The organism is Rhodococcus ruber (assembly GCF_016804345.1).
Lineage (GTDB): Bacteria > Actinomycetota > Actinomycetes > Mycobacteriales > Mycobacteriaceae > Rhodococcus > Rhodococcus ruber.
The window spans coordinates 435,044-451,336 of sequence record NZ_CP044211.1 but is presented as its reverse complement, the minus strand read 5'-3'; the positions used below and the strand labels follow the sequence as shown (position 1 = coordinate 451,336).

Sequence of the window (16,293 nt, the reverse complement as noted above, 5' to 3'; positions counted from 1 at the left end):
GGGGCGCGGGGTCTGCATCAGGGCCTGCCGTTGTACCGCATCATGTTGCGGTTCTGGAGTTGTGAGACGCGGCGGGCGATCTCGTCGACGATCCGGCCGTCGATGAGTCCGTTCGCCTGGACGGTCACCGAGTTGTCGACGCTCTGCGGCGCGGAGGCTGCGGCCTCACGCTGCTGCGCGAAGCCCTGGGCGATGTCACGGCCGGCCTGCCAGAACCGGTGGTTCGGATCCAGCAGCGTGCCCTCGATGCCGAGAATCTCGAGTGCCGCGTCGGCTGCGACCTTGCCGACGTCCTCCCCGTACTTCGCGAGTCGGGCCTGCACGTCGTACGGCTCCGGCTGGCCTTCCTGCTTGGCTGCGTAGTCCGCAGTACTCGGCAAGGGTGCCGGATCCCCGATCGGCGTACCGGTGAAGGTGTCGACGGTGCCGGTGCCGTCCGGCCAGTTCGTCACGAACACCGCGACTGCGGAGGCTGTGCCCTGAGTCGAACTTCCCCCAGCTCCTCCCCCACTGGATCCACCGGTGCTGGTGCCGCCTCCCCCGCCGGGGAACGATCCCCCACCGAGAGCGACCTGGGGCCCGGGGTTCGAGCCGCCGGTGAGCCGCTCGAGCGCCGGATTGTCCCCACCCGAGGCGCCCGGCCAGTGCCACACCATCGGGAAGTCGGTCGCCCCGTCAGCGCCGCGGCCGTACTGGATGCCGTTCGAGCCGTCCGACTCGATGTTGACGCCGTACAGGGTGCCGGCCATGTGGCCGTTCATCCCGACACCGCCGTCGGTGCCGATGGAGAACCCGTTCGGGTCGTAGCCACGCTCCCACCCCATCGATGCGAAGTCGGAGCCGGTGACGAACCGCACGCCCTGCCCGGTGCCCGCGTTGAACACCGCCGACAGGTAGCCGGAACAGTCCAGACCGCCATACACGTACGGCTCACCGTCGTGGGCCCGGGCCGTGGAGATCGCGGCGGCCCGGTCGAACAATCCGCCGGCCGCGAACCCGGGGGCGTTGATCCACTCGAGCAGCGGCAGCGCCTTGCGCGCCGACCGAGCGTTGACCACGAACTCCCCGTTCGACAGCCATGCCGGGATGCTGTCCGACGTGCCCGTGCCGGGACCGGACACCCGACCACCGGAGGCGTACCGCACATACCCCGACCCGCCCGGGGCGGACGCGGCCGCTGCCTCGGCAACGATCCGGTCGTTCTGCGCACCGAGGCTCTCGTAGTGCAGCCGGATCTTCATGTCGATGTTGCGGTCCTTGTTGGTGTTCACGAAGTCGTCGACGATGCGCTGACCTTCGGCGGTGTTCGCAAACACCTGGAACGTGCCATCGGGCAGTTCCCGCGTCGTCAGCCCGAGCTTCTCGAGCTCCTCCTGCCGCTTCGGGGAGTTCGAGGAGATGATGATGTCCTTCGAGTCCGGGACCATCTTCACCGAGTCCCCGAGGGCCCGCATCAGCAGCGACGTGTTCTCGGCGGCTTGACCGCCTTCGCGTAGTCCGTCCCGGGCGGCCTGCAGGCCGGGGCGCATGCTGTCGAGTCCGTCCGCGAGGGACCGGGCGGTACTGCCGGCGCCGGCCAGGGTGCCGGAGAAGCCGAGCATCGCATCGGAGATGCCGCGCATCTCGTCGGCCTGGTCGCCCATGCCGGGGATCAGGTCGAGGAAGTCCGCGGACAGACCGACCATGCCGCCCAGGGCCCCGACCACCGGGGTGATCATCTGCGACATGCCGTCCGCGAATACCGCCCAGGCGCGCAGTGCCCCAGACGAGAACCCGACGAACGCATCGACGGTGCTCAGGGCCGCGGTACCGAGTTCTGTGAAGAACGCGATGATCTCCGACTTATGGTCCTTGACCCAGTCCGCCGTGTCCCCCAGGGCGGGGGTGAACGCATCGGCCAGGGACAGCTTGAGCTGATCGGCCTGCACCGTGATCGTGTTCAGAGCCTCGGTCCAGGCGGTGCCCGGATTCGAGCCCATGATCTCGGCGACCTTGGCTGTGGCGCCCTCGACCTGCCCCAGCGCCGCCACGGCCTGAGACGGATCCCAGTTCGAGAACGCGTTGATGAAGTCGCCCGCGGTGTCACCGAGCAGGGACTGAGTGATCGCGGCCCGCTCGAGGGGGTCCTCGACGGTTCGGACCGCGTCGAAGATCCGGTCGAACGCGGCCTCGCCGTCCTCGCCGCCTTCCTTCAAGTCGGTGAACAGCTCGTCGACCGGCAGCCCCAGGGAACCGATCGCACCCTTGATCTTGTCGGTCTCTTCGGACATACGCCGACCGAACTCGCGGATCGCATCACCCGCACGGTCGGTGTTGTCCGCGCCGTTCGCCATCGACTGATTGATCAGACCGACCGCGAACTCCGCGGAGAAGCCGGCGTTCTTCCAACCGTTGCTGTACTCCGACAGCGTGTCGATCACGTCGTCGCCAAGATTGCCGGCGCGCTGGTACCCGCGGGTGATCACATCGAACGCCTCGGTCGACGAGTCCACCAGACCGTTCTTCATCAGCGCCGACACCGCCCGGACACTGTCGGTCATCTCGCCACCGAGCAGATCGGTGACGACGTTGAGATTCTGGATGACCGGCTGCATCTCCGCGGCGGTCTCTTCGCCGTTGAGGATGCCACCTTGGATCGCGAGCTGCGCCGCCTCGATGTTCGCCTCGACCGACTCGCCCCAGGCGTTCGTGAAGGCGTCCGCCGCGGCCGTGCCGATCACCTGCATGGTTGCGTCGTTGACGCCCAGGCGGGCCTGGATCAGGTCCCGGGACTGCTGCATGTCCATGCCGTCAATGACGGCCTGCGCCAGCTCCTTACCGGCCCACAGGCCGACGCCAGCGATCCCCGCGAGGGCCGCCCCGATCGGGCCGGCCTTCCCCGCCAGCCCACCGGCACCCCCGAGAGCGTCACCGAAGCCACCGAGGAAACCGCCGCCGGCTTCCCCACCGGCCCGGCCCGCAGTGCCCCCAGCGCCCCCGAGAGCGTCCCCGACCGACCCCTCGATGTCGCCGAGCTGACCGGTGAACCCCGACGTGAAATCGTCCCCGGCCCGGGCACCGGCCCGACCGATGTTGCGACCGACGTCGTTGCCCAGGCCACGGGTGCCGCGGGTGAACTGCGACGTGAAGTCATCTGCCGCTCGATTCCCGGCCCGGCTCACGTCCCGCTGGATATCGCGGGCGAGATCGCTCGTGGACGCCGCCAGGCTGATGTACGCCGTGGCGAGTTCTAGTCCCAAGGCCGTGTAGTTAGCGCTTGAGGCTTGTGTGTCAAGCCCTGGGAACGGGCAACGGAGTCCCTTGCTACAACAGTGTCGACCAAGATCACTGAAAACAAGGAACTCCGTTGGACACGCAGTCTGTCACCACCGGTTCGATCACGGTGGCCGGGGGTCGGTTCGCCCCCGGCCACCTCGGCGAACTCACTCAGCATCTGCCCTTCGAGATGGTCGACGAGGCCCTGGTCGCCACCGGTGCCATGCAGTCCCGGGTGCGGGATCTGCCCTCCCGCGTGGTGGTGTACCTGCTGCTGGCCGCCTGCCTGTTCCCCGAGGTCGGCTACTGCGGCGTCTGGCGCAAACTCACTGCCGGACTCGGCGGGATCGACACCGCCGCACCGACCGCCGGGGCACTGGCCCAGGCCCGCCGCCGCGTCGGCGTCACCCCCTGCACTGGCTGTTCGACCTGCTGCGCGGACCAGCCCCGACCGGGACGGACCGACGCGGCACCCGATGGCACGGCCTGCTGGTCTGCGCGATCGACGGCACCGTCCTGACCGTGCCCGACACGGCGGCGATACTCACCCGCTTCACCAAGAACGGCGGCAACCACGGCGGCACCGGCTACCCCCAGGCCCGGGTAGTGGCGTTGCTGGCCTGCGGCACCCGCACCCTCATCGACGCGGTGTTCGGCCCCACCACCGTCGGCGAAACCACCTACACGGCCCGCCTGCTGCGCAGCCTCCGGCCGGGCATGATCGTGCTGGCCGACCGCAACTTCGGGGCGAAAGCCCTGATCGCCGATATTGCCGGGACCGGCGCCGAGGCCCTCGTCCGGCTCAAGAGCGGTCGCCGCATGCCGGTGCTGACGCGCTACCGCGACGGCTCCTACCTGTCCACCCTCGGGACGCTGCGGGTTCGGGTGATCGACTGCGAGGTCACTGTGGTCACCGCCGCTGGACGGCGCACCGGGGTGTATCGGCTGGCGACCACCCTGCTCGACCCGCACCGCCATCCCGCCTCGGAACTGATCGGGCTCTACCACGAGCGATGGGAGATCGAAACCGCGTACCTGGAACTGAAATCCAGCATCCTCGGCGGCCGTGTCCTGCGTGCCCGCACACCCGTGGGCGTCGAGCAGGAGATCTACGCACTGCTGGTGGTCTACCAGCTGTTGCGCACCGCGATAGCCGACGCGACCGGCATCGTAGGCGACCTCGACCCGGACCGGGCCAGCTTCACCATCGCCTGGCAGGCCGCCCGCGACCAGGTCGTCCACGCCACGAACGTCATCGCCGGTGAGGTCGTCGACCTGGTAGGAGCGATCGGCCGTCACGTGCTGGCGGGCCTGATGCCCGCCCGCCGGCTACGGGCCTGTCCCCGCATCGTCAAACGCGCCATCTCCAAATACCAAGCCCGGGGATCACACATCGACCGAACCAGCTACCGGGCCACCATGGCAATCGAGATCCTCACCGGCGAGCCTCCTGGACAACACACCACAGCCACTAACTGAACGGCCTTGGTTCTAGTCCTGCCATGTCCTACCTCCCTTCAATGTGTGCAGACCTCGATGTGTTGGGCCCGAAAGGTCAAAGGCGCGGTGTGTCTCTGCACTGGTGCCGCGGGCTTCGGCGAGGGTGGTTGCGAGTTCTTCGTCGGTGAGTGCGGCGAGGTAGTCGGCGACGTCACGACGGGTTGGTGCGGTCATGCTGTCCTCCTGCCTTGGATGTGTTCGGTGACGGCGGTCCGGTCGAGCAGCCAACGGCCGGCGATGATGCGGCCACCGAGTTGTGGGGCGAGGCGCCGGGCCTGCCGGTTGCTGCATCCGAGCATTCGTGCCGCCTCCATCGTGTCGATCATGTCGTTCGAATCTTGCTGTGCCGGTTCGGATTCGATGTCCGCCTGTCCTGTTCCGGACGTTGCTGCTGCGAGTTCGGTGAGGATGCTGGGGATGGGTAGGCCGTTGCGGTGGCGGGCGGCGAGGGTGACGCGGACGGTGTAGCGCAGGGCGGTGACGGCGTCCCCGGTCAGGAGTAGTACATCGTCGGCGAGGCGTTGGATCGGTGGGGTCACTGGTTAGTCTCCTCGGCGGTGTCAGCCCGGTCGTGGAGCTGGTCAGCGAGGGTGCGCGCCTCGGTGGGGGTCATGGCGAGGACCAGGCCGGCGAAGCGCAGCAGGATCGGTCGGCGGGCTCGAATGTCGACGGCGACGATGGTGGTGCAGGTGTCGGTGGTCAGTCGCACAGGGTCTCCCGGGCGTTGCGGGCAGCGTCGGCCAGTTGGGTGCGCAGGGGAATGGTCGGTAGGGCCTCGTCGACCACTTGCAGGACGGGTTCGAGGACGCATGAGGTCATCAGCTTGAGCGCAGCCGCGGTGACGTAGCCGAATACGTCGACGCCGACCTCGGCGAGGTAGCGGGCACTGATGTCCTCGAGGGCGGGCTCGTCTCCGCTGTGGGCGGCCATGTCGTACATGAGCCGGGTTGCGGCGTTCTGAATGATGTCGACGTTGACGACGGCGGAGGGAACGCCGTTGCTGTCAACGATGGTGATGTGCTCGGGGGTGGTGTTGTCGTTCATGCGCTGCGATCCCTTCGGGGGCGTGCGTAACCCTGTGGGTTGCGGAGGATTCCGGCCCATATGCCGGTGAGGTGGTCTTGTTCGTGGGCGGCTGTCCGGCAGGCTGACTGCACGGGGCAGCCGCGGCAGATGCGGATTGCGTCCGCCAGGCGGATGGATTTGGCCTCGGGGGTTTCTCCGGGGAGCTCGTCGTCGAACATCGGGGCGCGGCCGGCGCAGCGAGCACCGGTCAGCCGGGGGTCGACCAGGCCGACGAGGAGTGAGACCTTTAGGGGTGCTTTGCGAGTCATCAGTAACCTCCGAACCCGTACATAGCGGGGCAATGAATATCTGCTCCCGGAGCGCTCCCGAGGAGCATGAGGAGCGCTCCCCGGAGGCGGGGAGCATCGATAGCGCTCAGGAGCGCTCCATGCGGGCGTATTCGCAGGTAAGAGCCTTGATGAGCGGAACGCTCCTTGCTCCTGGACATAGGGTGTCGAGGAGCGAGGAGCACTCGCATCAGGACTGCCCCTTGTCGCGCCAGGCCCGGAGCGCGTCCATTGCCCGTGTGTTGCCCCATTTCATGCGCTTCGCTACGTCCCGTTGTGACTGCGGGGGCGGGTCCAGGGCGTCGAGAGCGTCGACGTCCTCGGCGAGGCGCTGCGGATCCGCGGCTGCCGAGATGCTGAAGTCGGCCGGCGCGGACTCTCCGTCCTTCGGGGCCCGGATGGTGGGCTCGAGGACGTCGTCGGAGAACACTCGCAGCTCGAATACGCCGGCGAGGGGTTCGCGGTCTCCGGTCGGGCAATGTGCGCGTAGTCCACCGTGGCGGTCCTTGTTCACCGAGAGGTATGCGCTGCCGCCCTTGCCGGGGGTGAATGCGTCCTTGACCCGCACCCGGATGGAGACGCCACCGACCGCCCGTCGTTTGGCGCTGGTGCCGCCTGGGCCGAAGGTGCGCGAGTCCGAGCCCTTGGACAGGTGGTCGATCACGATGACGCAGGCACCGGCCTTCGCGAGGGGCTTGAGGATCCGGGTGTGGACGATGGTGAAGTCGTCCGCCGAATTGCTCGAGCTTCCGAACAGGGGCAGCAACTCCCCCAGCGAGTCGACCACAACGACGTCCGGTCCCCATGTCGCCATGTCGGCGACGACGGTCACGGCGTGGGTTCGGTCCTCGGGTTCGACGTACAGAAACCGAGTGGGGTCGGCGAGCGCTTCCCGGTCGGCCCCCATTGCCAACAGGCGCGTGACGGTTGGGCCTGGCCCGTTGTGGTCGAGGTCGAGGACCAGGGCGCGGCCGCCGTTACGGAGTGCTTCGACGGCGCAGTACAGCGCTACCCAGGTCTTGCCACCCTCGGGGTCGCCGAACGCGAGGTTGACCTGCCCGGCGTAGAACAGGGCGTGTCCGTCCTCACGGGTGCCGTACAGCGGTGTCGGGGCTGGCGGGAGATCTCCGGCCAGCAGGGCAGCGACGTCGAAGTACAGGCTGTAGTCGATGCCGTGCAGTGGTTCGACGGATGCACTCATGCCGTAGCCTCCTGTCCCCGCAGCTTCGCGAGCCGATCGGCGTGTTTCACGCAGTCGGTGCCGGCCTGGCGGAGCAGGGGCAACAGGTCCTCCTCGGGGTAGGTTGATGCGGCTTCGACCAGTGATTTGCCGGCCAGTTCGAAGCGGTTTCGGTAGGCGTTCGCTGACACCGCGGCCGCATACGTGTGTACAGCGAGGCTGTTCGCCTGGTAGCCGGTGGTGATCGCGTCGAGTAGTCGCCGTTTGACCAGCTGTCCGGGTTCACCGGCGTACTTGCCTCGGCGCTGCAGCTCGTCACCGACGGCGTGCCCGTCGTGGGGGCGGCCGGCGTCGACGAGGCAGATGATGGCCTCGACGATGGTGCGGGAGCCGGACTCCTGCAGGTCGTCGAGGACCAGGGCCGCGACGGTGCGGACCTCGCTGGCTGCGGCGGTGAGCATGGCACCGATCAGCACGGTTTCGGTGCTGGGTTCGGGGCCGATGGGTCGGTTCGTCACTGCCGCGGCTCCTGCCGTGCGCGGCACCGAGGTCCCTGGTGAATGGCTCGGCTGGCCGGTGAAGTGAGCCAGTGCCCGCAGGTCTTGCATCGGGTGGCGATGCGCAGTCCGAGGGCTGCAGCGGTGGCCTCGAGTTCGGCACGCTGCAGGTCGAAATTGGTATCCTGGGTGGGCATTCGGTGCCCTTTCTGGGGTGGTCGGGCCGGGAGTGAGCCTCCCGGCCCGACGTGCGTTCAAGGGTTTCGCAGACCTTTTGAACGGGGGTGTCCCCGGGCTATGTCACGACGCGCGCCCTCCTGCCTCGTGTTCGACGTCGGCGAGCAGCAGAAGGGTCTGCGCCAGCCGCACCCCCTCGTCGATGCGGAGGACGTAGCGGGCTTCGCGTCCGGCCGCGGCGCCGTCCTTGCCGACGTAGCGCTCGAACTCGATGAGGGGGTAGTCCTGGTCGGCGCGCTGGCACAGTCCGATGCGCAGCTCGGCCATGTGGACGTTGTCCTCGTCCTCGTCGTGGTGCCACCAGCCCTCGTACTCGGCGAGGGGGAGCGCGACATTGTGGGTGCGGTACAGGGTCGAGTTCAGGTGCAGTTCGGCGTCGACCGTGGTCATGTACGGCCGCGGTTCGGTTCCGCGCCGGCCCTCGAAGTCGTCGACCTGCTTCACGACGTCCTTCTCAGACTGCGCTGAGCGGAGCTTGAGCTCCTCGAATGCCTTGTTGGTGAGGGCGAATCCGATGGGCTGGTCAACGTCCGGGGTCTGGTGTACGGTCACGTCATCGCCTTCCTGTTGCGGGTTGGTGTTCTCGATGCCCTCGGTCGCATATGGAGTGCCAGCTCCGCGTCCGGGGGTGTTTTCGTCCTGTGAGGACTCGTAGGGGTGATCGACTCCGAGCATGTGATGCAGTCGCCGTGGGTAGTCGCAACGTCGACATGTCGACTCCGGGCCGAAGTAGCCAGCCCTCATGCAGCGCCGGGCCGGTCGTCGGTGCGGGACATGAGTCGCGCCTCGATGTAGGCCTCGATGTCCGACCAGCGGTACAGCACGCGCTTGCCGTCCTTGAAGTACTTGGGACCGGTCCCCTTGTATCGCTGCTGGGCGAGACTCGCCACGGTGGTGTGCAGGTAGTTCGCGACATCGGCCGGCGTGGCCAGCGGCGAGCGTGTCATCACATGTCCTCTCAATCCGACTAAATCTTGCGGCATGAGAAGAGATAAGCACGATTCAGCAATGATCGTCAAGCCGACGATTCTTTGCGGTACGGTGTCGCCATGAAATCAACACCCCTCGCTGAGGTGGTGGGGGCGAACCTCCAGCAGCTACGCACAGAGCATCGCGTGACAACGGATCAGCTGGCTACGGCGGCTCGACGTTGGGGCCTCCGTTGGACAGACAGCCGGGTGTCAGCGATGGAGCGCGGGAAGATCCCGGCGACCTTGGCAAACCTGATTGCGCTGGTGCAGACGCTTGAGGACGTGCTGGAGCGTCCAGTTCCGTTGTCACGGCTTCTCGAACACGACGGATATGTCGAGCTAAACAGTGACCTCGCGCTCCGAGGAGATGTGCTCGTCCAGTTTGTCGCCTCCGAACCTGTCCAGATCGAAATCGATGATGAACTGCATGCGAAAAAGAGTTTCGAGCGAATCGCGTCCTCAGATCCGTTCGAGCGCCTGCCCGCGAGGCCGGGAGTTACAACCGGCATGCTGAGGGACATCAGCAGTCAGTCGGGGACGACGGAGGAGCGGATCGCGAAGGACTTCGGGATAGACCCTCTGGTGTTGGCGCTTGAGTCTGCGGATCTGTGGGGCCGCAGCTTCTCCCAAGAACGTGACCGTCGAGCTGGGGAGGACGCCAACGCCCAGAAGCGCGGTCGGGTATCCCGAGAGATGAAGGCTGAGTTGAGGGCGAGGCTCGACGGTGGCGACAGTCAGTAGCTACGAGACAGCGGCCGGTAAGCGATGGGAAGTGCGTTACCGGACGCCTGAGCGCACCAGCACTCGCAAGCGAGGATTCACCAGCAAGCGGCAGGCTCAGGACTTCGCTGCCACCGTCGAGGTAGAGAAGATGACGGGCTCGTACGTCGCCCCCTCGGCCGGCCGGATCCTTTTTCGTGACGTCGCGGAAAACTGGATGAGCAGCAAGGTGAACCTGTCGGCATCGACCAGGTCCCGGTATCGGTCAGCACTCGACGTCCACATCCTGCCTGCATTCTCGTCGGCCCCCATTGCGGACCTGACCCGCGAACGGCTGCGCCGTTGGGTCACCACCATGACGGCGACCAGCTCGGCCGCGACGGTGCGGAAGAACGTGGGTGTCCTGTCACAGATCCTCGACCAGGCGGTGAAGGACTCCCGTCTGGTCAGCAATCCGGCCGCCGGCCTCGACCTCCCCAAGCTCACCCACGAAGAGCGCCGTTACCTGACTGTCGAGCAGGTCGACCTGTTGGCGAAGGCGGCCGATCCACACAACGTCCTGGTGTACGTCCTCGCGTACTGCGGGTTGCGCTTCGGTGAGGCGGCCGCGCTCACTGTCGCCGATGTGAACCTCGAGCGGGCCCGGCTGCGCGTCCACAGGTCAGCGACACTGGTCGATTCCAAGATCGTCGTATCGAGCACGAAGTCGAACAAGGGGCGCGACGTCCCTCTCCCCCGTTTCCTGGCGGAGCTCCTCGAGCAGCGCATCACAGGATGGCGCCCGGAGGCGCTGGTGTTCCCCGACAGCCGCGGCGGATACCTTCGGGCCAACAACGTGCGCCGGCGGTGGTGGGATCGGGCGGTGAGCGATTCGGGGGTTCCTGAGGGGCTGACGCCGCACGAACTACGCCACACCGCCGCCTCGCTGGCGATTACGGCCGGGGCGAACATCAAGACGCTGCAGAGGATGCTGGGGCACTCCTCGGCGGCCTTGACTCTCGATCGGTACGGGCACCTGTTCGACGACGATCTGGGGATGGTCGCGGACCGCCTTCACCAGCTGGCTCGACCCGGCTCGGGATAACAGGACTCGAGCCGGGATCTCAGTCGAGTGTGTCCAAAGTGTGTCCACGAATGCAGAAAGGGCACCTTCCCCAATCGGAGAAAGTGCCCTTTACCTGCGTATTCGATTGTGGAGCCTAGGAGATTCGAACTCCTGACATCTGCCTTGCAAAGGCAGCGCTCTACCAACTGAGCTAAGGCCCCGTCTGCCGCCTCAGCGGGCGGTGACCTCGTGCCATTCGTCCTCGCTCCGCAACATCCGGGCGAGTCCGACGGTCACCAGCACCACGGTTCCCACAAGGAGAAGAACCTTCATGCTCGCTGCCCTTTCGGCACGGGGAGTGGGCCTAGGAGGACTTGAACCTCCGACCTCTTCGTTATCAGCGAAGCGCTCTAACCGCCTGAGCTATAGGCCCTCGAACCGAGTTGGAACACTACCCCACCGAGCCGGGAAGTCCAAAATCGGCTCGGTGGGGACTCGTTTCCCCAGCTCAGTCCGGGTCCGCGAGGGTCACCTGCACGCCGCCGACGAGGTCGGTGCACAGGTTGTAGATGAAGGCCCCCAGAGTGGCCAGGGCCGTGAACAGGATCGTGTTGACCAGCCCGATCACCGTCGCGTACCCGAAGACCTGACCGGCGGTGATGAGGCCACCGCCACCGGTGTCGGAGACCATGTCCGTGAACGCGCTGTTGAGCCGTTCCCACACGCCCATGCCTTCGAGCACGCCGTACAGCAGGCCGACGGCGACCATCCACACGAAGAACAACGAGACGGAGATCACCGAGGAGATCTTCAGCATCGACCACGGATCGATGCGGCGCACCTGCACCGTCGCACGCAACGGCTCGCCCGCGACCGGAGCAGCCGTCGCGACCGGAGCAGCCGGTTGCGCGGCCGCCGGCTCTTCGACCGGCGCGGACGGCAGCGGATGCTTGACCGTGGACAGATCCGGCAGATCCTTCGCCAGGTCCTTGCGTTCGATGTGCCGCGTCGGACCGTCGATGACGGCGGCCTTCGTCTTGGCCGCCGATCGGTCCGCGCCAGCCGTGGGCGCGTTCATCGAGGCGGCCGCGGTGCCGGTGACGACCGGCCGGGTCGGGGGCGTCGCGGCGCCGGGCCGATTCCCGGCCGGATTTCCGCCGGAACGAGCCGCCGGCTGCTTCGTCGGGCCCGGCTGCTGTCCGCCCGGCTTCTGCCCGCCCGGCTTCTGTCCGCCCTGCTGCGCCGATCCGGCCGGATCCGCCCCGGGGCGCGCAGCGGACTTGTCACCGGGCGTCTCGCTCGGGGTGGGCACCGCGGGACGTCCGGTCGAGGACGGTGCCTGACCCGGACGGGCCAGGTTCGTCTGCGGCACGTTCTGCGGGGTCTCCTGCTGGTTCCCGCGCTGCCACGGAGGGGTGGGAGGCCCGCCCGGACGTTGCTGCCCGGGACGCGACGTCCCGCCCTCCGCCATCGGGGGCTTGGCCGTGCCGTCCGCCGGCGCGCCCGGGTTCGCTCCCGCCCCGGGGTTCCGGGCGGCACCGCCCGACGGCGTCGCTCCGCCGGCCGGCTTCCCGGGCACCTCTCGTCCGTTCTGACCCTTCGGCGGCTGCGCGGGCGGCGGACCCTGCTCGGCGCCGTTCGGTCCCTGGGGAGTGCTCACTTACGACTCCTTCGCTTCGAGTGCGGCGCTCTCCTCGGGCTCGTCGGCGTTGCGTGCGATCGCCAGCAACGTGTCCCCCTCCCCCAGGTTCATCAACCGCACACCCTTCGTCTGTCGGCCGGCCTTGCGCACCTGCTTCGCGGGGGTCCGGATGACGCCACCGCCCGAGGTGATCGCGTACAACTCGTCGTCGTCGTCCACGATGAGCGCTCCGACCAGAGTGCCACGCTTGCGGTCGTACTGAATGGTCAGCACGCCCTTGCCGCCGCGTCCCTGCGCCATGTAATCCTCGATCGGGGTGCGCTTGGCGTATCCACCGGACGTCGCGACCAGCAGGTACGTGCCCTCACGGACCACGTTGAGCGAGAGCAGGGCGTCGTCCTCGTTGAACCGCATGCCCTGGACGCCCGAGGTCGCCCGGCCCATCGGCCGCAGCACCTCGTCGCTCGCCACGAAACGGATCGACTGCCCCTTGGCGGAGACCAGCAGCAGATCGTCGTCCGACGAGCACAGCACCGCACCGACCAGTTCGTCGTCGCCGCGCAGGTTGATCGCGACGATGCCGCCGGACCGGTTGGAGTCGAAGTCCGACAGTCGCGACTTCTTGACCAGGCCGTTGCGGGTCGCGAGCACCAGGTAGGGGGCGTCCTCGTAGGACTTGAGCCGGATGACGCCCTGGATCCGCTCGTCCGGCTGGAAGGCCAGCAGGTTGGCCACGTGCTGGCCGCGCGCGGTGCGGTTGGCTTCCGGCAGCTCGTAGGCCTTCGCCCGGTACACCCGGCCCTTGGTGGTGAAGAACAGCAGCCAGTCGTGCGTGGACGTCACGAAGAAGTGCTTGACGATGTCGTCCTGCTTGAGATCGGCGCCCTTGACGCCCTTGCCGCCACGCTTCTGGGACCGGTACAGGTCGGTCTTGGTGCGCTTGGCGTAGCCGGTCTCGGTGATGGTGACGACGACGTCCTCGCGGGCGATGAGGTCCTCGTCGGAGACGTCCCCGTCGGCCGCGACGATGCGGGTGCGACGGTCGTCGCCGTACTTATCGACGATCTCCTTCAGCTCGTCCCGCACGATCGCGCGCTGACGCTCGGGCTTGGCAAGGATGTCCTTGAGGTTGTCGATCTCGAGCTCGATCTCGGCGAGTTCGTCGACGATCTTCTGCCGTTCCAGGGCCGCGAGACGACGCAGCTGCATCGCCAGGATCGCGTCGGCCTGGATCTCGTCGACGTCGAGCAGTCCGATGAGGCCGGCGCGTGCGTCCTCCACCGTCGCCGAGGCGCGGATCAGCGCGATGACGTCGTCGAGCGCGTCGAGCGCCTTCACGAGACCGCGCAGGATGTGGGCCCGTTCCTCCGCCTTGCGCAGCAGGTACCGGGTCCGCCGGACGATGACCTCGATCTGGTGGGTGACGTACAACCGGATCATCTGGTCGAGCCGCAGGGTGCGCGGCACGCCGTCGACGATCGAGAGCATGTTGCAGCCGAAGCCGGTCTGCAGCTGCGTGTGCTTGTAGAGGTTGTTCAGGACGACCTTCGCGACGGCGTCCCGGCGGACGGTCACGACGATGCGCATGCCCGCACGGTCCGACGACTCGTCGTGGATGTCGGAGATGCCGGCGATCTTGCCGTCCCGGACCTGCTCGGCGATCGAGGTGATCAGGTTGTCCGGGTTGACCTGGTACGGCAGTTCGGTGATGACGATCGAGGTCTTGCCCCGGGCGTCCTCCTCGATCTCCACGACACCGCGCATCCGCACCGACCCGCGGCCGGTGGTGTATGCGTCCTTGATGCCCTGGCCGCCGACGATCAGGCCCGCGGTCGGGAAGTCCGGGCCCTTGATGCGCTCCATGACGGCGGCCAGGGTGACTTCCTCGTCGGCCTCGAAGTTCTCGAGCGCCCAGTAGATCGCGTCGGCCACCTCACGGAGGTTGTGCGGCGGGATGTTGGTGGCCATGCCGACCGCGATACCGCCCGAACCGTTGATCAACAGGTTGGGGATACGGCTGGGGAGAACCACCGGCTCGAGCGTGCGGCCGTCGTAGTTCGGCTGGAAATCGACTGTCTCGTGGTCGATTTCGCGCAGCATCTCCATCGCGAGCGGGGTGAGCCGGCACTCGGTGTTGTGGCTGACGAATCCGTTGGTGACGAACGCGTGATCATCGGTGTCGACCCGCAGGCTGTAGACCGGCTCCACGTCGCCCTCGGCGACGAAGGCCACCTCGGCGTAGTAGAACCGGCCGTCGGTCAGCTCCTCGGCGATGGCTCGGGCATCGGGTTCCGTGATGTGCGACGCGATCTCGTCACCACGGTGCTCCCAACGTTCGATCCGATCGACGTTGTGCCGCCGGAGCCAGTTGACGTTCGCCGGATCCGTCGCGCCGTGCGTACGGAGGAACGCCGCGAGACCGGGGACGAAGTCCGTGCTCATGGAGCGTGCCGCCGCCGCGGGGCTGCTCGACTCCGCCGCGGCAAGGACCTGCTCGAGCTTGCGCTGCTTGCAGCCGACGAAGCCGATACGTTCGGCGAACAGGCGGGCGTCACGCCGGTTGGTGACGGCGACCTTGTACTCACCGGTCGCGTGCCGATACCGGCGGCTGACGACGCCGAACTCCAACAGCAGCTGCTGCACGTCCTTCGCCAGTTGCAGGCTCCGCGTGGAGTACGACACCTGCACCGTGTTGCGTGGTAGCGACGAGCACGATCCGTCGCCCTCGAACAGGGCACCGAGGAAGATGCGCTTGAGTGCTGTCGGCGACTCCCAGATGAAGTCGGGAACGCTCTTGCGGTCGCTGCGCTGACCGATCACACCCGCCAGCACGCTGCGCCGCAGCATCGTCAGGTCCTGGACGTCGAGCTCGTGCAGTGTCGAACCCGACTTGATCACCCGGCTGTAGACGTAGCGCCGGCCGCCGACGACCCGATCGAACGCATCCACGACGCGATCGAAGAAGTCCCGGTCGAGGTTGTTGAACCCGGCGCGGTTCTCCGAGACGAAGCCCTCACTGACGAACGCACCGAGCAGCAGTGCGGCAGCCGCCTCGTACTCGTTGTGCCTGCCGTGCTCCTCGGCGGAGGGAACACGCTGCAACACCACCCGGTCACCGCTGCGGATCTCGTCCAGCAGCTTCCACAGCAGGGTGGGAACACCCGCCACATCCACCAGGCAGAGCACCGGGTGATTGGCAGTTCCGCGCATCTCGTAGCCCTCGACCGTGCTGAGGGTGTACGTGCGATGGGTGCCCGAGTGGAACAGCATCTCGGCCATCACCGGGTTGCCGTGACGATCGAGAACCTTCAGGTCGATCTCGTTGTCGCTGTCGGGCTCGACGCCGGGCAGGATCTCCGAGATGCGGATGCTCTGGCCGTGGGGCATTCGCACGAGCGTGTCGCCCGGCACGCAGTACCGCATCGCGGCTGCGCCGTCGTTACCGCGGGACCCGAAGTTGCCCTGGCCGTCGACGAGGGGGTAGCGCATCGACCACGGCTGCGCGAGCCGCACGAGTGTGTCGTAGATCGAGGCGTCGCCGTGCGGGTGGTAGTTGCCCATCGTCTCGGCGACGGCACGTGCCGACTTCACGTAGCCGCGGTCCGGGCGGAACCCGTTGTCGTACATTGCGTACAGGACGCGGCGGTGCACCGGCTTGAGACCGTCCCGCACATCGGGCAGGGCGCGGCCCACGATCACGCTCATCGCGTAATCGATGTAGCTGCTCTGCATCTCCTGCTGGATGTCGACGGGCTCGATGCGGTCGTGCCCCGGCCCCTCCGGCGGCAACGTGGTGTCGGTCATGAGCTCCTTCTTCTACTCGGCTCGAACGCCGCGGACTTCCGTCCGGCGCGCGTCTCGCAACCACCCGAGTCTATAGGTGCAGGTCAGCTC

Annotated in this window: 15 protein-coding genes and 2 tRNA genes; 4 read left to right on the top strand and 13 right to left on the bottom strand. The window is 67.3% G+C overall.

The features are described from left to right. Window positions 1-17: 17 nt before the first annotated feature. A complete protein-coding gene (locus tag F1734_RS02085; RefSeq protein WP_203011306.1) occupies window positions 18-3,239 on the bottom strand; it encodes a phage tail tape measure protein in 3,222 nt (1,073 codons plus the stop codon). A 107-nt stretch (window positions 3,240-3,346) separates the two neighbouring features. Between F1734_RS02085 and F1734_RS26195 the strand changes: the two genes are divergently transcribed. Continuing rightward, window positions 3,347-3,775, top strand: a complete 429-nt coding sequence (locus F1734_RS26195; RefSeq protein WP_238424158.1) for a transposase domain-containing protein — start codon at window positions 3,347-3,349, stop codon at window positions 3,773-3,775. Next, complete coding sequence (locus F1734_RS02080) at window positions 3,667-4,734, top strand: IS4 family transposase (protein WP_238424157.1); 1,068 nt, start codon at window positions 3,667-3,669, stop codon at window positions 4,732-4,734. The genes F1734_RS26195 and F1734_RS02080 overlap by 109 nt, the downstream gene beginning before the upstream one ends. 191 nt (window positions 4,735-4,925) lie before the next feature. On the opposite strand, the gene F1734_RS02075 is transcribed toward F1734_RS02080, so the two are convergent. From F1734_RS02075 to F1734_RS02040, 8 genes are all read right to left on the bottom strand, one after another. Continuing rightward, a complete protein-coding gene (locus F1734_RS02075; RefSeq protein ID WP_203011304.1) occupies window positions 4,926-5,294 on the bottom strand; it encodes a hypothetical protein in 369 nt (122 codons plus the stop codon). Continuing rightward, window positions 5,291-5,464 (bottom strand): hypothetical protein, encoded by a 174-nt coding sequence (locus F1734_RS02070; RefSeq protein WP_203011303.1) that lies wholly within the window; start codon window positions 5,462-5,464, stop codon window positions 5,291-5,293. Before F1734_RS02070 ends, F1734_RS02075 begins: the two co-directional genes overlap by 4 nt. Next, window positions 5,455-5,799 (bottom strand): hypothetical protein, encoded by a 345-nt coding sequence (locus tag F1734_RS02065; RefSeq protein ID WP_203011302.1) that lies wholly within the window; start codon window positions 5,797-5,799, stop codon window positions 5,455-5,457. The genes F1734_RS02070 and F1734_RS02065 overlap by 10 nt, the downstream gene beginning before the upstream one ends. Then, window positions 5,796-5,999, bottom strand: coding sequence for a WhiB family transcriptional regulator (locus F1734_RS02060; protein WP_238424153.1), 204 nt, complete (start codon window positions 5,997-5,999; stop codon window positions 5,796-5,798). The genes F1734_RS02065 and F1734_RS02060 overlap by 4 nt, the downstream gene beginning before the upstream one ends. Window positions 6,000-6,297: 298 nt before the next feature. Further along, the gene (locus tag F1734_RS02055) at window positions 6,298-7,308 is read right to left on the bottom strand and encodes an AAA family ATPase (protein WP_203011300.1); all 1,011 of its coding nucleotides are present in this window, start codon (window positions 7,306-7,308) and stop codon (window positions 6,298-6,300) included. Next, complete coding sequence (locus F1734_RS02050) at window positions 7,305-7,805, bottom strand: hypothetical protein (protein WP_203011299.1); 501 nt, start codon at window positions 7,803-7,805, stop codon at window positions 7,305-7,307. The genes F1734_RS02055 and F1734_RS02050 overlap by 4 nt, the downstream gene beginning before the upstream one ends. Before the next feature lie 279 nt (window positions 7,806-8,084). Beyond that, window positions 8,085-8,573, bottom strand: coding sequence for a hypothetical protein (locus F1734_RS02045; protein ID WP_203011298.1), 489 nt, complete (start codon window positions 8,571-8,573; stop codon window positions 8,085-8,087). Window positions 8,574-8,761: 188 nt separating this feature from the next. Next, entirely contained in the window at window positions 8,762-8,968 is a 207-nt protein-coding gene (locus F1734_RS02040) for a helix-turn-helix transcriptional regulator (protein WP_203011297.1), read from the bottom strand. 102 nt (window positions 8,969-9,070) lie between these two features. Between F1734_RS02040 and F1734_RS02035 the strand changes: the two genes are divergently transcribed. Then, window positions 9,071-9,733, top strand: a complete 663-nt coding sequence (locus F1734_RS02035; RefSeq protein WP_203011296.1) for a helix-turn-helix domain-containing protein — start codon at window positions 9,071-9,073, stop codon at window positions 9,731-9,733. After that, complete coding sequence (locus F1734_RS02030; protein ID WP_203011295.1) at window positions 9,717-10,796, top strand: tyrosine-type recombinase/integrase; 1,080 nt, start codon at window positions 9,717-9,719, stop codon at window positions 10,794-10,796. Before F1734_RS02035 ends, F1734_RS02030 begins: the two co-directional genes overlap by 17 nt. A 109-nt stretch (window positions 10,797-10,905) precedes the next feature. On the opposite strand, the gene F1734_RS02025 is transcribed toward F1734_RS02030, so the two are convergent. The 4 genes from F1734_RS02025 to gyrA all read right to left on the bottom strand — a co-directional run bounded on the left by F1734_RS02025 (window position 10,906) and on the right by gyrA (window position 16,203). Then, window positions 10,906-10,978, bottom strand: a tRNA-Ala gene (locus F1734_RS02025). A 138-nt stretch (window positions 10,979-11,116) separates the two neighbouring features. Further along, a tRNA-Ile gene (locus F1734_RS02020) sits at window positions 11,117-11,190 on the bottom strand. 75 nt (window positions 11,191-11,265) lie between these two features. Further along, window positions 11,266-12,417, bottom strand: a complete 1,152-nt coding sequence (locus tag F1734_RS02015) for a DUF3566 domain-containing protein (protein WP_082061302.1) — start codon at window positions 12,415-12,417, stop codon at window positions 11,266-11,268. Next, entirely contained in the window at window positions 12,418-16,203 is a 3,786-nt protein-coding gene (gene gyrA / locus F1734_RS02010; protein WP_017681011.1) for an intein-containing DNA gyrase subunit A, read from the bottom strand. Between the last annotated feature and the right edge of the window lie 90 nt (window positions 16,204-16,293).

Excerpts from the sequence above, each read along its gene's own strand:
- F1734_RS02065 (WP_203011302.1), bottom strand. The coding sequence starts at position 5,799 with ATGAACGACAACACCACCCCCGAGCACATCACCATCGTTGACAGCAAC.
- F1734_RS02035 (WP_203011296.1), top strand. The coding sequence starts at position 9,071 with ATGAAATCAACACCCCTCGCTGAGGTGGTGGGGGCGAACCTCCAGCAG.
- gyrA (WP_017681011.1), bottom strand. The coding sequence starts at position 16,203 with ATGACCGACACCACGTTGCCGCCGGAGGGGCCGGGGCACGACCGCATC.
- F1734_RS02055 (WP_203011300.1), bottom strand. The coding sequence starts at position 7,308 with ATGAGTGCATCCGTCGAACCACTGCACGGCATCGACTACAGCCTGTAC.
- F1734_RS02040 (WP_203011297.1), bottom strand. The coding sequence starts at position 8,968 with ATGACACGCTCGCCGCTGGCCACGCCGGCCGATGTCGCGAACTACCTG.
- F1734_RS02060 (WP_238424153.1), bottom strand. The coding sequence starts at position 5,999 with ATGTTCGACGACGAGCTCCCCGGAGAAACCCCCGAGGCCAAATCCATC.